Genomic DNA, 14,887 nt, shown 5'->3' with positions numbered 1-14,887 from the left:
GGTGACCACTGCGCGCAACTGAGCGGGGTGTCCTGACCGGGCGGGCGGGGGGACCTTCGTCGCGTCCGCCCGGTCAGGACACCCCGCTCAGTTGCGCGCAGTGGTCACCAACCGTCGGCAGGCGACGTGGCGCTCGACGAGATGCGACCGCCCGCGGGCGCACCTGCGGCAGGTCGTGACCGGTCGTCGGGAGCGGCGAGCGGCCGTCGACGTGCGCTGCTGACGGACGGGAGGCCCGCGGCGGCGCTGCCCCGGGCCTCCCGTTCGCCGCGTGGCCCCGTGTCGGGCCGTGGAGACGCCGTCGCGCAGGCGGGACGCCTCGCTGTCGGCGAGACACCGCCGAATCCGGCGGCGTCCTGGGGAGACGACGGCGTCGTCCGTACCCGGTAGCGCTGCCGCAGCCGCAGCCGCAGCCGCAGCCGCCGCGTCAGCGACGTGATGCGATGAGCTCGTCCTCGATCTCGGCGTCGGTCTTCGGCTTCGCGTTCTTGCGGCGTTCGCGCTCGAGGGCGCGCTCGCGCTCCTCCGGGTCGTCCTGGTTGAGGTTCCGGTACTCCTGCACCATCACGTACGCCAGGAACCCGAAGCCCCCGGCGGCGAACATGAACCACTGGATGAAGTAGCTCAGGTGCAGCCCGGTGTCGGCGTTCGGACGCTCCCAGCCGAGCGGGCGGGCCTCGGCCGGAGCGGGGGATTCGGAGGCGAGCTGCCCGTACGCACCGGTCCAGATCGGGTCGTCGACCTTGTCCGCCACGTCGGCCAGGGTGACCGACTGCACCTGGTCGGTGTCCTTCGGGTCGGACCGGCCGGGAATGCGCGGTTCGCTCTGCTGCAGGCGGACGATCGCGGTGACCTCGCCGGACGGGGGAGCGGGCACGTGGTCGGGGGCGTCCTGGGCGTTGCCGGTCGGCACCCACCCACGGTCGACGATGAAGGCGCGACCCTCGGCCGTGACCAGGGGCGTCAGGACCTCGAACCCGGGCTGCCCGTTGTGCACGCGGTTGCGCACGAGCAGCTGCGAGTCGACGTCGTAGCGGCCGGTCACGGCGACCCGGAGCCACTCCTGCTCGTCCTGCCAGCTCGAGGCCTCCGGCAGCGCCCGGTCGAGGGGGACGGGGGTGTGGTCGTAGTTCTGCGCGACCTGCTCGTTCTGCCGGACGGCCTCGTTGCGGCGGTCCCACTGCCACATGCCGAACAGTGCGCACACGACGGCGAAGGCGACGGCGATCGCGAAGTAGCCGAGCCAGCGGCGGCTCCGGACGAAGCGCCAGCCGACGAACGGTTCGCGGGGGTCGTGCTGCTGCGCCGGGGCACCCGACTGGGCGGACGCGCGCTGCAGCTTGGCGGCGTGCTTACGGCCGTACCGGGACTGCGGGTCGAAGCCGTCGGTCATCGCGAGGTGCCGGTGGAGCGCACCCCGACGTCGTTCTTCGGCGCCGCGGTCGACTCGCGCTCGTCGTCGAGGTGGTCGACGTCCTCGTGCATGCCGGTGACCCGCACCGGGAACGAGCGGGACCGCAGGTAGTCGGCGAGGAAGTCGCGGTGTTCTTCACACGCGGCCCAGATCTTCACGCGGTCGATCGCGTGGATCCGGGGGTTGCGCCAGTTCACACGCCACCCGGCCGTCGACACGCAACCGGCGCGTGAGCAGACCGGGGTGGATCCGGGTTCCGTCTGCAGGTCGAACGTCGCACCCATCAGCGGGGTCCCCACATCTTCGATCGGTCGCCGTTGCGCTGCCACTCGTCCTGCGCGTGCTGCGCCTGCTGGCGGAGGCGGTCCTGCTCGTCACGGTAGGCCTGCGCCCGGGCGTCCTCCTGCTGTTCGCGGAGACGCGGGTCGACGGCGTCGTAGAGCTCGATGGACCCGGCGGGGGAGATCATGTCGCTCTCGGTCCGGCTGCCGGCGTTCGCGATGACGACGGCGACCCAGGGGATCACCGCGGCCAGGACGATCGGGATGACCGCCAACCACGAGTGCCAGATCGAGTACACGAGCACTGCGGAGATGAAGAGGACCACTCGGATGGCCATCTGCCAGACGTAGCGGGACAGGCGGTGCGCCCGGTCCTGCTCCGGTGTGTCCGGCAGCGACGTGATGCTCGTGTGCGTGCTCTTCATACAGATGGTCTCCGTCTACCCGGGGTCAAGCCTAATCCCGCCGGACCGATCGTGGGTGCGCCGCGCGCGAACCGGCGGGGTCGTCCGCTCCGGTACGCTCGTCCGGGCGTGTCCGCCGGGTCCCCGGCACCGCGTGCCGAGCAGATCCCACCGAACGGAGCGACCATGAGCACCCCCCGTACCGTCCTCATCACCGGCGGCAACCGCGGTATCGGACACGCGCTGGCCGAGCGGTTCGTCGCAGCCGGCCACCGGGTCGCCGTGACGTCACGCAGCGGTCAGGGTGGTCCCGAGGGCGCGCTGACGGTGCAGGCCGACATCACCGACACGGCCTCCGTCGACGCCGCGTTCACGCAGGTCGAGGCCGAGCTCGGTCCGATCGAGGTCCTCGTCGCGAACGCCGGCATCACGAACGACCAGCTGCTCCTCCGCATGTCCGAGGACGACTTCACCAGCGTGGTCGACACGAACCTCACGGGCACCTTCCGCGTCGTCAAGCGCGCCACGAAGGGCATGATGAAGGCCAAGTTCGGCCGCATCGTGCTGATGTCGAGCGTCGTGGGCGCCTACGGCCAGATCGGCCAGGTCAACTACGCGTCCTCGAAGGCCGCTCTGGTCGGCATGGCCCGGTCCATCACGCGTGAGCTCGGCTCGCGCGGCATCACCGCCAACGTCGTCGCGCCCGGCTTCATCCAGACGGACATGACCGCCGCGCTCTCCGACGAGCTGCAGGCCGAGTTCAAGAAGGCGATCCCGGCCGCCCGCTACGGCACGGTCGACGACGTCGCGGACGCCACGCTGTTCCTGGCGAGCGACGGCGCCGGGTACGTCTCCGGAGCGATCATCCCCGTCGACGGCGGCCTCGGGATGGGGCACTAGCCCGACGCGGGACGTCGTTTCGCGCGCAGCGACAGCTCACGGGCCGTCGTGAGCGTGAACTGTCGCTGAGCGCGAAGAACCGGACGCGTCGAGCCCCCGGACGGCTCAGCCGCGCAGGCCGAGCGTCGCGAGCACGGCGGACAGGTCACGTTCGACGACCGCGACGTCCGCCTGCTCCCGCACGCGCGGCTTCGCGTCGAACGCCACCGACAGCGCCGCGACGCGCATCATCTCGAGGTCGTTCGCGCCGTCGCCGATCGCGATCGTCCGTGCCGGGTCCACCCCGTCCGCATCCGCCCACTCGCGGAGCGCGACGGCCTTGGCGTGCGCGTCGACCACGTCACCGAGCACGCGGCCGGTGAGCACGCCGTCGGTGACCTCGAGGCGGTTCGCCCGGCAGTGATCGAGGCCCAGCTGCTCGGCGAACGGGTCGAGCACCTCGTGGAACCCGCCGGACACCACGCCGACGGTGCCGCCGGCGGCGTGCACCCCACGGACGAGCTGGTAAGCGCCCCGCGTCACACGGACCGCCTGCTGTGCCCGGGCGAAGACGTCTGCCTGGAGGCCCGCCAGGGTCGCGACACGCTCCCGGAGGCTCTCGGCGAAGTCGAGTTCCCCGCGCATGGCGCGCTCCGTGATCGCCGCCACCTGTGGCCGGGTCCCGGCGCTGTCGGCGAGCAGTTCGATCACCTCGTCCTCGAGGAGGGTGGAATCGGCATCGAGGACGACGAGGAAGCGGGGCACGCACCAACGGTACCGACAGACCAAAGGCACGGCCGCGTCCGTGACGCGAGCCGTGCCTCCAGGCCGTCCGTCCGGGGCTGCGCCCCGGATGCTTTGCCCTACGCGTCGACGCGGACGCCCTTGCCGACCACGGTGATGCCGGACTCGGTGACGGTGAAGCCGCGCGCCTCGTCGGCCTCCCGGTCGACGCCGACCTGCGCACCCGGTGCGAGGACGACGTCCTTGTCGAGGATGGCGCGGTTGACGACCGCCCCGGCGCCGATGGTGGCGCGCTCGAACACGATCGAGTCGAGGACCTTCGCGCCGGAGTCGATCGAGCACCAGGGCCCGATCATGCTGCGCTCGACCTGCGCACCCGACACCAGGCAGCCGAGCGACACGAGCGAGTCCACCGTGGACCCGGTGTTGCCGTTCGCGTCGCGGACGAACTTCGCCGGCGGCAGGTTCGTCTGCTGGTTGAAGATCGGCCAGTCCTGGTTGTACAGGTTGAAGACCGGGACCGGGGCGATGAGGTCCATGTGGGCATCGAAGAACGAGTCGATGGTGCCCACGTCACGCCAGTAGTACTTGTCGCGGTCGGTGGAACCGGGGACCTCGTTGCGCTGCAGGTCGTACACGCCGGCGTCGCCGCGGTCCACGAAGTCGGGGACGATGTCGCCGCCCATGTCGTGGGCCGAGGTCTCGAGCTGGCCGTCCCGCAGGACCGCGTCGACGAGGGCGTCCGCGTTGAACACGTAGTTGCCCATCGAGGCCAGGATCTCGCCGGGGGAGTCGGCCAGACCGACGGCGTCCTTCGGCTTCTCGAGGAACGCCTCGATCTTCGTGGGGTCGTCGTCGGCCACCTGGATCACGCCGAACTGGTCGGCGAGCCCGATCGGCTGACGGATCGCCGCCACCGTGGCACTGCGGCCGGAGGCGATGTGCGCCTCGACCATCTGGTGGAAGTCCATCCGGTACACGTGGTCCGCACCGACGACGACGACGATGTCGGGGCGTTCGTCGCGCAGCAGGTTGAGCGACTGCAGGATCGCGTCGGCCGAGCCGGCGAACCAGCGCTTGCCGAGCCGCTGCTGCGCGGGGACGGACGCGACGTAGGAGCCGAGAAGCCCCTCCATGCGCCAGGTCTCCGCGACGTGCCGGTCGAGACTGTGCGACTTGTACTGGGTCAGGACGACGATCTTCTGCAGACCGGAGTTGACCAGGTTCGACAGTGCGAAGTCGATGAGACGGAAGTTGCCGCCGAACGGGACGGCGGGCTTCGCGCGATCGGCCGTGAGCGGCATGAGTCGTTTGCCCTCGCCGCCGGCGAGCACGATGCCGAAGACCTTCTTTGGTGCCATGCCGCTCACAGTAGGCGTCAGCACTGGGAACCGGTTACGTTGAACCAGTGCGAGTCGATCTGCTGACCAGGGAGTATCCGCCGGAGGTCTACGGCGGAGCGGGTGTCCACGTGTCCGAACTCACCGCCGCGTTGCGGTCGGGGACGGACACGGAAGTCCGTGTCCGGGCCTTCGGGGCCTTCCGTGACGAACCCGACGTGTGGGGCTACCGGACCCCGGACGGCCTCGGCCAGGCGAACGGCGCGCTGCAGGCCCTCGGCACCGACGTGGCCATCGCGGCCGACGTCGAGGGCGCCGACCTCGTGCACTCGCACACCTGGTACGCGAACTCCGCGGGCCGGATCGCGCAGCTGACCTACGGCATCCCCCACATCGTCACCGCCCACAGCCTCGAGCCGCTCCGCCCGTGGAAGGCCGAGCAGCTCGGCGGCGGCTACCGCCTGTCCAGCTGGATGGAGCGCGAGGCGTTCGAGCACGCCGACGGCGTCATCGCGGTCTCGAAGGCCATGCGCGCGGACATCCTGCGCTCGTACCCGTCGATCGACCCGGCGAAGGTCCACGTCGTCTACAACGGCATCGACATCGACGCGTGGAAGCCGACCGTCGACGAGGACGCCGTGCGCGCCCTCGGCATCGACCCGACGCGCCCGAGCGTCGTGTTCGTCGGACGCATCACCCGGCAGAAGGGCCTGCCGTACCTGCTCCGCGCCGTGGCGTCGCTGCCGTCGGACGTGCAGATCGTGCTGTGCGCCGGCGCGCCGGACACCCCCGAGATCCTGGCCGAGGTCACCGAGCTCGTCGACGGGCTCCGGGCCGACCGTGAGGGCGTCGTCTGGATCGACCGGATGCTCGCGCACCAGGAGATCGTGAACGTGCTGTCCTCGGGCACCGTGTTCGTGTGCCCGTCGGTCTACGAGCCGCTCGGCATCGTGAACCTCGAGGCGATGGCGTGCGGCATCCCGGTCGTCGGCACGGGCACCGGGGGCATCCCCGAGGTCGTCGCCGACGGGCTCACCGGCCGCATCGTCCCGATCGACCAGGTGCAGGACGGCACCGGCACCCCGACCGATCCCGACCGCTTCGTGGCCGACCTCGCCGCGACCCTCACCGAGGTGCTCGCCGACGAGGGGCTGGCGAAGCTCATGGGGCGCGCCGGACGGCTCCGTGTCGAGACGGAGTTCACCTGGGACGCGATCGCCACCAGGACACGGCAGGTCTACGACCAGGTGCTCGGCCAGAACCCGTAGGCTGGTCGCATGCCCTCGGTCGTGCGCTTGTCAGACGTCTCCGTGGTCCGCAACGGGGCCACCATCCTCGACGCGATCTCGTGGGAGGTGCAGGACGACGAACGCTGGGTCGTGCTCGGCGCGAACGGTGCCGGCAAGACCACGCTGCTGCAGATTGCCGGCGCCCAGACGTTCCCGACCTCGGGCGACGTCGAGGTGCTCGGTACCGAACTCGGCGGCGCCGACCTGTTCGAGCTCCGCCCGCGCATCGGTTTCGCGTCGACCGCGCTGGCACGCCGCATCCCGGTGACCGAGAAGGTCATCGACGTCGTGCTCACCGCGGCGTACTCGGTGACGGGTCGCTGGAACGAGGAGTACGAGGAGCTCGACGTCCGCCGTGCGCAGCGCGTGCTCGAGGAGTGGGGCCTGGGGTCCTTCTCCGACCGCACGTTCGGCGACCTCAGCGACGGCGAGCAGAAGCGCGTGCAGATCGCCCGTGCCGTGATGACCGACCCGGAGATCCTGTTCCTCGACGAACCGGCCGCGTCGCTCGACCTCGGCGCCCGCGAGAGCCTCGTCCGCACCCTCGGCGGCTACGCCCAGAGCACGGACTCGCCGGCCATCGTCATCGTGACCCACCACGTCGAGGAGATCCCGGCCGGGTTCACCCACGCGCTCGTCCTCGCCGACGGCCACGTGCAGGCCGCAGGCCCGATCGACGAGGTCCTGACGGACCAGACCCTGACCGAGGCGTTCGGCATCGACCTCTCGGTCACCAAGGACGCCGGTCGCTACACGGCACGCGCCGCGTAGCGCTGCGATCCCGCCGTCTCTCTGGTATCGTGGACGGCTGGCGCAAGCCGACGACTTCCCGCGCAGTTCGCGCAATCCCATCACCGCTATCGAGGAATCTCCATGAAGACCGACACCCACCCCGAGTACCGCGCCATCGTCTTCCGTGACCTGGCCTCCGGTGAGACGTTCCTGACGCGTTCGACCGCGAACAGCGACAAGACCATCGAGCTCGACGGTGCGACCTACCCGGTCATCGACGTCGAGATCTCGTCCGCTTCGCACCCGTTCTACACGGGCAAGCAGCGCATCCTCGACTCGGCCGGTCGCGTCGAGAAGTTCAACCAGCGCTTCAAGGGCTTCAGCAAGTAAGAAGCCCCCACGCAGCGCCCACGGGCGGTCCTCCTCCGGGAGGGCCGCCCGTTCGCGTTGTGCGGCCGCGGGCGGGTGCGGTGTGCCCCGGAATGCGGAACACCGGTGTTGGCGCGTCACGCCGCGTTCTGCGGGTGTTCGGCGCGCGAACACCGGTGTCTTGCGGGGGCCGTGCGGGGTCAGGCGCCGTTGCGGTGGGGCCAGCGGCCGTCGGCGGTGAACGTCGGGTCGCGCTTCTTGCGCATGTAGTCCTGGAACGAGGTGGCCTGCTCGGCACACCAGCCGACCTGCTTGCGGTGGAGTTCTTCGGCGGAGATGCCGAGCTCGTCCGGGTACTTGCCCGCGATGGCCTGGGCGACACGCCCGGCAGCGATCGCGTCGGCTCCGGCGTCGTGCGCGTCGTCGAGCGTGACGCCGTAGAGCTCGGACGCGGCTTCGAGCGTGCGCTTGCCCTTGCGGAAGGTGTCGAGTGCCTTGTCGATCACCAGCGGGTCGACGACGTTGCCGATGACGGGGGAGGCGAACCCGTGCCGCTTCGCTTCGCGGTCGAGGACGGTGAGGTCGTACGGGGCGTTGTAGATCACCAGCGGGATGCCCCGTGCGAACACGGCCTCGATCGCGGCGATGATCTCGGCCACGACCTCGGCCGCGGGACGCCCCTCGGCCTGGGCGCGCTCGGTCGTGTAGCCGTGCACGGCGGCGGCGCCCTCGGGGATCGGCACGCCGGGGTCGGCTATCCAGGCACCCTCGACGATGGAGGCCCCGGTCATGTCGATGAGGCCGACGTGGGCTGTGACGATGCGGGCCGTCTCGACGTCGACCCCGGTGGTCTCGAGGTCGAAGACGCCCAGCGCGTGCCACCAGGGGCGACCCGTGAGGTCCTGGGACGGAGCGGGCGCGTCGAGCTGTGCTGTGGGGAACGTCACGCGGTCAGGCTAACGGGACGCACCGACACCCCCGACTACCGGGTCGGCGCGCCGACGTGCAGCCAGTAGAACGACTGCGTGCCCATGGTCAGCGTCACGTTGCCGTCCTCGTCGAAGGACGGGAACGAGCCGCCGCCGAACAGGTCGTAGAGCGGACGCCCCGCGAACTGCGGAGCGGACACCGTGACCGAGGTCGGGTTCGTCGCGAACGAGAACACGCACAGGACGTCCTCGGCGGACGGGCCGAACTGCTGGCCGGAGCCCTCCCACGAGCGGACGAAGGCGAGCACCGAGTCGTTCGAGGTCTCCTGCACGTGCAGGGACCCGAGGCCGAACACCGGGTGGGCCTTCCGCGTGTGGATGACGTTCCGGACCCAGTGCAGCAGTGAGCGGGACTGGGCGAGCTGCGCCTCGACGTTGACCTGCGCGTAGTTGTACACGAGCGACTGGACGACGGGCAGGTAGAGCTTGCCCGGGTCGGCGGTCGAGAAGCCGGCGTTGCGGTCCGGCGTCCACTGCATCGGCGTGCGCGACGAGTCGCGGTCCGGCAGCCAGATGTTGTCGCCCATCCCGATCTCGTCGCCGTAGTACAGGAACGGTGATCCGGGCAGCGAGAACAGCAGCGCGTGGATGAGCTCGAGCTCGGCGCGGGAGTTGTCGAGCAGGGGCGCGAGACGACGGCGGATACCGATGTTCGAGCGCATCCGCGGGTCGTAGCCGTACCAGCCGTACATCGCCTGCCGGTACTCCTCGCTCACCATCTCGAGCGTGAGCTCGTCGTGGTTGCGGAGGAAGACGCCCCACGCCGCGCTGGCCGGCACGTCGAGGGTCTCGGACAGGATCGCCTTGAGCTCGGCGGCGTGCTGGGCACGGAGCGAGTAGAAGATGCGCGGCATCACCGGGAAGTCGAACGCCATGTGGCACTCGGGCTCCTCGTCGGTGCCGAAGAACGCCGCCGTCTCGCGCGGCCACTGGTTCGCCTCGGCCAGGAGCACACGACCGGGGTACTCGTCGTCGACCATCGCGCGGAGCTTCTTGATGAACTCGTGGGTCTCCGGCTCGCCCTCGCCGTTGCCCTCTTCCGACTCGAACAGGTACGGGATCGCGTCGAGCCGGAGCCCGTCGACGCCCATGTCGAGCCAGTGCCGGACGACGTCGTAGATCGCCTCGATGACCGCCGGGTTCTCGAAGTTCAGGTCGGGCTGGTGCGAGAAGAAGCGGTGGAAGAAGAACTGTCGTCGGACCGGGTCGAAGGTCCAGTTGGACTCCTCGGTGTCGACGAAGATGATGCGGATGTTCGAGTAGTCCTCGTCGGTGTCCCGCCAGACGTAGAAGTCGCCGTAGGGGCCGTCCGGGTCCTCGCGGGACTGCTGGAACCACTCGTGCTGGTCGCTGGTGTGGTTGATCACCATGTCGATCACGATGCGCATGTTCCGCTCGTGCGACTTCGTGACGAGCTCGCGGAAGTCGTCGAGCGTGCCGAACTCCGGCAGGATCGCCTTGTAGTCGGCGATGTCGTAGCCGCCGTCGCGCATCGGCGACTGGAAGAACGGCGGCAGCCACAGGGCGTCCACGCCGAGCCACTGCAGGTAGTCGAGCTTGCCGATCACGCCCTGGATGTCGCCGATACCGTCCCCGTTGGAGTCGACGAACGACCGGATCATGCACTCGTAGAAGACCGAGCGCTTGTACCACTGCGGGTCGAGCGTCAGGCCGGGCAGCTGGATCGGGGCTGTGAAGGTCACCGTGCTCCTCGTCGTCGTCGACGGACCGGTCTTGCGGCCCGCCCCGGACACGATAGGCGCGAGATGCTGCGGGTGTCCGGGGTTTCGTGCGGTTCGCTCCCTAGACTGGCGCGGATGCAACCGCCCGTGCTCTCCCCGTACCAGTCGTTGATGGCCGCCACCCCGGTCGTGCACCGGGCCGTCCAGGTCGACGGCCGGACCACGCACTACTGGGTCTACGGGCCCGAGGACTCGGATCGCACCGTGCTCGCCGTGCACGGGTTCCGCGGGGACCACCACGGTCTCGAGACCATCGCCGCGCACCTGCAGGGTGCGCGCGTGATCGTGCCGGACCTGCCCGGCTTCGGCGTGTCCGATCCGCTGCCGGTGTCGGACATCGACGCGTACGTGGTCTGGCTGAACGGGTTCCACGCCGCGCTCGGGCTCGGCCGCGACACCGTGGTGCTCGGGCACTCGTTCGGGTCGATCGTGGTGTCGGCCACCGTCGCCGCCGGGCTCGACACCCGACTGCTCGTCCTCGTCAACCCCATCGCGGCCCCGGCCCTGCAGGGACCGCGTGCCGTCGGGACCGCGATCGCGATCGGGTACTACCGCGCCGGCGCGGTGCTGCCGAAGCCGATCGGGCTCGGGATCCTGCGGAACGGCGCGATCGTCCGGGCGATGAGCATCGCGATGCTGAAGTCCCACGACCCCGCCGTCCGCCGATGGGTGCACGACCAGCACGACCGCTACTTCTCGGCCTTCGCGAACCGCACGAGCGTGCTCGAGGCGTTCCGCACCTCGGTCACCCACGACGTGTCCGAGTACGCCGACCGGATCCACGTGCCCGTGCTGCTCGTCGCGGCCGAGCACGACGACATCACCGCCGTCCCCGAACAGCGCGCACTCGCCGAGCGTCTCCGTGACGCCGAGCTCGTCGTGATCCCGGGTGTCGGCCACCTGGTGCACTACGAGACGCCGGCTCCGGCCGCGGCGGCGGTGCTCCGCCGGATGGCGGACACGACCGGACGTGCCGGACGGCAGGGACGAACTGGACGCGGCGCGGCCGCCACGGACCGCCGACCGTCGGGGGCGGGGCGGGCCTCCCGGACGGCGGACGCGTCGTGACGCGCCTGCGCATCGGCATCGACTGCCGGTACGTGCGGATCGGCCGGCACGACGGCATCAGCCGGTTCACCGCCGGGGTCGTCGCGCACCTGCCGGAGCGGCACGAGTACGTGCTGCTCGTCAGCGACGAGCGCCAGCTCGAGTCGCTGCCGAGCGACCTGCCGTGGGAGCTGCTGCCCGCACCGACGGACGCGGGGGAGCCGCTGGTCGCCCGGCGCGTCAACCGGCTCGGGCTCGACGCGGTGTTCTCGCCGATGCAGACGATGGGTTCGCGGGGTCGTCGGTACGCGCTCGTCCTGACGCTGCACGACCTGATCTACTACCGCAACCGCACACCCCCGCGGGAGTTCTCGTGGCCGCTGCGGCTCGGCTGGCGGGCGTTCCACCTGTCCTGGGCGCCGCAGCGGTTCCTGCTGAACGGCGCCGACGGGGTGGTGACGGTGTCGGAGACGACCGCCGGGCTGATCGCCGAGCACCGGCTGACGAAGCGGCCCGTGACGGTCGCCTACAACGCGGCCGACCCGGCGACACCGCGGGCGACCGGAGCGCCACGCGAACGCTCGCTCGTCTACATGGGCTCGTTCATGCCCTACAAGAACGTCGAGACGCTCGCGGCGGCGCTCCCGCTCCTCGGGGCGGACTGGACGCTGCACTGCATGTCGCGGGTGTCCGACGCCGACCGGACACGGCTGGAGGGGCTCGCTCCCGCGGGGGCGATCGTGTTCCACGACGGTGCCACCGACGAGGAGTACCTGTCCGTGCTCCGTTCGGCCACGGCGCTGGCGACCGCGTCGTACGACGAGGGGTTCGGCATCCCGCTCGTCGAGGCGATGGGCGTCGGGACCCCCGTCGTCGTCAGCGACATCCCGATCTTCCGGGAGATCGGCGGCTCCGCTGCGGAGTACTTCGACCCGGCGTCGCCGTCCGCGGTCGCCGCTGCCGTCCGGCGGGTCGAGGAACGGTGGGACGAGGCCTCGCGGCAGTCGATCGAGCGTGCCGGCCGGTTCCGGTGGCGGGACTCGGCGGAGCAGGTCGTCCGGGCCGTCGAGCGGGCCGTGGGGGACCGGCGGGGCTGAGGGCTGGCGCTGGTTCCACGTCGCCCGCGGAACCACGGGCGACCACCCCGGGGCCACCGCAGGACCACCGTACGATCACTCCGGCGCGATGACCTGCACGTCCGCCCCGGGGAACACCCTGTGCGTCTCCTGGGTCACCCGCGACACGATCGGCGGCACCGCGGCACCCCGTCTCGGGGTCCGCACGACGATGGACTGGTCGCCCTCGGCGTCGGAGGCGTCCCCGCCGCGCTCCCACGAGCAGCGGACCTCGGTGACACCGCCGATGTGGTCGAGCGTGTCCGCCAGTGCCAGGCGCTTCGCCGCGACCTCGCCGGCACCGGTGACGCCGATCTCGAGGTTGCCGAGGTCGGCGATCACGACGACCCGGACCCCGTTGCCGCCCGACTCGTCGGCAGCCCGACTGATGGCTGCGACCAGCTCGCCCCGCGCAGCGGTGTCGAGCGTGGGGTCGGCGCGGACGGTGGCGACGGCGTCGTAGCTCGCGAACGCGGTCTTCGACGGTGTGTGGTGCCGCACGTCGGTGACGCCGGGCAGGGCACTCACCCGCGTGTCGAACCGGTCGAGCGCGACGTCCGGCCGCGGGAAGACCCCGCCGATGCCGTTCTGGACGCTCCCGATGATCGAGCCGAGCACCACCGCGATGACCGCGGCGACCGCCAGGACACTCCCGCCGATGATGAACCAGGTGCGCGCCCGGGTGCGGTTCGGGACGCTCGCCGTCTCGGGACCGAACACCCGGTCGAGGTCGTCGTCCTGCTGGTCGAGGGCATGCTGGCCGTGTCGGCTGGTTCCGTCGTCGGACATGTGGCTCCCCTCACCCGGTGTGCGGGTGCGTCGGAGCCTAGCCCCCGGTCAGCCCCGGCGTTCCAAGGGGTTCTGGTACTCGAACGCCGACCCACCGGTGGCGTCGGACACGTCGTCGATCGGGTCGTCGAACCGGACGAGTTCCGCGTGGAAGCGTTCGGGGTCCCACCGGAACGAGTGGATGGACCCGTTCCGGATCGGGGTGTGGCGGCGGTCGGCGGTGCCGGGGGCAGCGGCGTTCACGACGGTGCGGATCACCGCCCCGTGGGTCGCGACCACGACGACGCCGGCATCGAACCGGACCGCGATCTCGCCGAGGGTCTCGGTGACGCGGGCGAGCAGCGCGGAGCGGGACTCCCGACCGGGGATGTCGTCGTGCGGGTACCGTGCCGACACCTCGTCGTCGGTCAGCCCCTCGGCCTCGCCGTAGGAGCGCTCCGCCAGGCCCGGGTACGTCGTCGGCGCGTCGAGGCCCAGGCGGTCGGCGATGATCGCGCCCGTCTCGGCCGCACGCGAGAGCGGGGACGCGACCACGGCGTCGAACGGCCGGCGGGTCAGGAGCTCGGCGGCCTCGGCGGCCTGCCGTCGACCGGTGTCGTTGAGCGGGATGTCCGTCGAGCCCTGGATGCGGCGCTGCGCGTTCCAGTCGGTCTCGCCGTGCCGGACGAGGTACAGGAGGGTCGTCACCCGACGATCTTCGCAGACGCGCCCGGCAGGCGCGTCCGTCGACCGCGACCGGCTAGTCGGTCGATGCCGCCGCGCTGAGCCGCTCCGCCAGGTGCACGAGCGTCTCGGTGGTGCCGGCGTCGAGCTTCACGGCGGCCCGGCGGTCACTGCGGGTCTCGCCGCGGTTCACGATGACCACCGGGTTCTTGCGACGCGCGGCGTGGTCGACCAGCCGCACGCCCGAGTTCACGGTGAGGGACGAACCGACGACGAGCAGCGCGTCGGCGTCGGCGACGATCGACACGGCCTCGCGGAACTTCTCGGCCGGCACGAACTCGCCGAAGAACACGACGTCGGGCTTCAGGTCGCCGCCGCACACGGAGCACGCGGGAACGACGAACCGCTCGACGTCGGTGATCTCGACGTCGCCGTCCGGTTGCAGCTGCACGGACCCGGGCTCGTCGATCCAGGGGTTCGCCCGGTCGATGGTGGCGGCGAGGTCGGAGCGGGAGAACACCTGGCCGCACCGCAGGCACACGGCGCGGTCCATCGAGCCGTGGATCTCGACGACGCGGCGGGACCCGGCGCGCAGGTGCAGGCCGTCGACGTTCTGCGTGATGACCCCGGCGACGATCCCGGCGTCCTCGAGTGCGGCGAGCGCCCGGTGCCCGTCGTTCGGCACGGCGGACGCGAAGCTCCGCCAGCCCAGGTGCGATCCGGCCCAGTAGCGCTGGCGTTTCGCGGGGTCGGCCAGGAACTCCTGGAACGTCATCGGCTTGCGCACCACCCGCCCGGCGCCGCGGTAGTCGGGGATGCCGGAGTCGGTGCTCAGACCGGCACCGGAGAGCACGGCGATGCGCTTGCCCGCGAGCACCTCGACGACGCGGTCCAGGTCGTCGGCGGTCACCGACCCGGCGGCCGCCCCGGTGGTCGGTCCGGTCGTCGACGCAGCATCATCCAGCACCCTGTTCACGGTACCCTCAACACCCGACCGTCCCGGTCGCTTCCCAGGCGGAGCGGAACATCGGCGGACCCGCGCCAGCGCCGGCCCGCCGATGTTCCGCTCCGCCTGGGAAGCGACCGGGAC

At 71.0% G+C, this 14,887-nt stretch carries 16 protein-coding genes; 6 read left to right on the top strand and 10 right to left on the bottom strand.

The features are described 5' to 3' along the window. Positions 1-427: 427 nt before the first annotated feature. The 3 genes from DEJ27_RS17315 to DEJ27_RS17305 are packed head-to-tail and all read right to left on the bottom strand — an operon-like array spanning position 428 to position 2,120. On the bottom strand, positions 428-1,393 hold the full coding sequence (locus tag DEJ27_RS17315) for an SURF1 family protein (RefSeq protein WP_110862765.1): 966 nt from the start codon (positions 1,391-1,393) through the stop codon (positions 428-430). Further along, positions 1,390-1,698, bottom strand: a complete 309-nt coding sequence (locus tag DEJ27_RS17310) for a hypothetical protein (RefSeq protein ID WP_371830589.1) — start codon at positions 1,696-1,698, stop codon at positions 1,390-1,392. Before DEJ27_RS17310 ends, DEJ27_RS17315 begins: the two co-directional genes overlap by 4 nt. Next, the gene (locus tag DEJ27_RS17305) at positions 1,698-2,120 is read right to left on the bottom strand and encodes a DUF3099 domain-containing protein (RefSeq protein ID WP_051596733.1); all 423 of its coding nucleotides are present in this window, start codon (positions 2,118-2,120) and stop codon (positions 1,698-1,700) included. Before DEJ27_RS17305 ends, DEJ27_RS17310 begins: the two co-directional genes overlap by 1 nt. A 165-nt stretch (positions 2,121-2,285) precedes the next feature. Between DEJ27_RS17305 and fabG the strand changes: the two genes are divergently transcribed. Then, a complete protein-coding gene (fabG, locus tag DEJ27_RS17300) occupies positions 2,286-2,999 on the top strand; it encodes a 3-oxoacyl-ACP reductase FabG (RefSeq protein WP_027465673.1) in 714 nt (237 codons plus the stop codon). A 105-nt stretch (positions 3,000-3,104) separates the two neighbouring features. On the opposite strand, the gene serB is transcribed toward fabG, so the two are convergent. Next, positions 3,105-3,743 carry a phosphoserine phosphatase SerB gene (gene serB, locus DEJ27_RS17295; RefSeq protein WP_111091540.1) on the bottom strand — a complete coding sequence of 213 codons (639 nt, stop codon included), beginning with the start codon at positions 3,741-3,743 and terminating at the stop codon, positions 3,105-3,107. Between the two features lie 98 nt (positions 3,744-3,841). Next, complete coding sequence (locus DEJ27_RS17290; protein WP_027465671.1) at positions 3,842-5,083, bottom strand: glucose-1-phosphate adenylyltransferase; 1,242 nt, start codon at positions 5,081-5,083, stop codon at positions 3,842-3,844. Between the two features lie 47 nt (positions 5,084-5,130). Here DEJ27_RS17290 and glgA point away from each other — a divergent pair, with 47 nt between their 5' ends. The 3 genes from glgA to DEJ27_RS17275 all read left to right on the top strand — a co-directional run bounded on the left by glgA (position 5,131) and on the right by DEJ27_RS17275 (position 7,473). Continuing rightward, positions 5,131-6,330, top strand: a complete 1,200-nt coding sequence (gene glgA / locus DEJ27_RS17285; RefSeq protein WP_027465670.1) for a glycogen synthase — start codon at positions 5,131-5,133, stop codon at positions 6,328-6,330. A gap of 9 nt (positions 6,331-6,339) precedes the next feature. Beyond that, positions 6,340-7,122 (top strand): ABC transporter ATP-binding protein, encoded by a 783-nt coding sequence (locus DEJ27_RS17280; RefSeq protein ID WP_110862767.1) that lies wholly within the window; start codon positions 6,340-6,342, stop codon positions 7,120-7,122. Between the two features lie 102 nt (positions 7,123-7,224). Beyond that, entirely contained in the window at positions 7,225-7,473 is a 249-nt protein-coding gene (locus tag DEJ27_RS17275; protein WP_017887280.1) for a type B 50S ribosomal protein L31, read from the top strand. Between the two features lie 179 nt (positions 7,474-7,652). Here DEJ27_RS17275 and DEJ27_RS17270 read toward each other — a convergent pair whose 3' ends face one another. Beyond that, positions 7,653-8,399 (bottom strand): 3'-5' exonuclease, encoded by a 747-nt coding sequence (locus DEJ27_RS17270; protein ID WP_111223637.1) that lies wholly within the window; start codon positions 8,397-8,399, stop codon positions 7,653-7,655. Positions 8,400-8,434: 35 nt separating this feature from the next. Further along, complete coding sequence (gene treS / locus DEJ27_RS17265; protein WP_110862788.1) at positions 8,435-10,144, bottom strand: maltose alpha-D-glucosyltransferase; 1,710 nt, start codon at positions 10,142-10,144, stop codon at positions 8,435-8,437. Positions 10,145-10,258: 114 nt separating this feature from the next. Between treS and DEJ27_RS17260 the strand changes: the two genes are divergently transcribed. Beyond that, complete coding sequence (locus DEJ27_RS17260; protein WP_258370027.1) at positions 10,259-11,251, top strand: alpha/beta fold hydrolase; 993 nt, start codon at positions 10,259-10,261, stop codon at positions 11,249-11,251. A 5-nt stretch (positions 11,252-11,256) separates the two neighbouring features. Continuing rightward, on the top strand, positions 11,257-12,327 hold the full coding sequence (locus tag DEJ27_RS17255; RefSeq protein ID WP_110862789.1) for a glycosyltransferase family 1 protein: 1,071 nt from the start codon (positions 11,257-11,259) through the stop codon (positions 12,325-12,327). A gap of 75 nt (positions 12,328-12,402) precedes the next feature. Here DEJ27_RS17255 and DEJ27_RS17250 read toward each other — a convergent pair whose 3' ends face one another. Genes DEJ27_RS17250 through DEJ27_RS17240 form a run of 3 tightly spaced genes read right to left on the bottom strand, consistent with a single transcriptional unit; the run spans position 12,403 to position 14,707 of the window. Then, a complete protein-coding gene (locus DEJ27_RS17250; protein WP_111091539.1) occupies positions 12,403-13,134 on the bottom strand; it encodes a hypothetical protein in 732 nt (243 codons plus the stop codon). 48 nt (positions 13,135-13,182) lie between these two features. Continuing rightward, positions 13,183-13,821 (bottom strand): histidine phosphatase family protein, encoded by a 639-nt coding sequence (locus DEJ27_RS17245; RefSeq protein ID WP_110862769.1) that lies wholly within the window; start codon positions 13,819-13,821, stop codon positions 13,183-13,185. Between the two features lie 52 nt (positions 13,822-13,873). Next, positions 13,874-14,707: a Sir2 family NAD-dependent protein deacetylase gene (locus DEJ27_RS17240; protein ID WP_111091541.1), complete on the bottom strand. Its 834-nt coding sequence runs from the start codon at positions 14,705-14,707 to the stop codon at positions 13,874-13,876. Positions 14,708-14,887: the final 180 nt, after the last annotated feature.

It is taken from the genome of Curtobacterium sp. MCPF17_018, from assembly GCF_003234135.1.
Taxonomy (GTDB): domain Bacteria; phylum Actinomycetota; class Actinomycetes; order Actinomycetales; family Microbacteriaceae; genus Curtobacterium; species Curtobacterium flaccumfaciens.
This window is presented reverse-complemented; position numbering and strand designations above follow the sequence as displayed.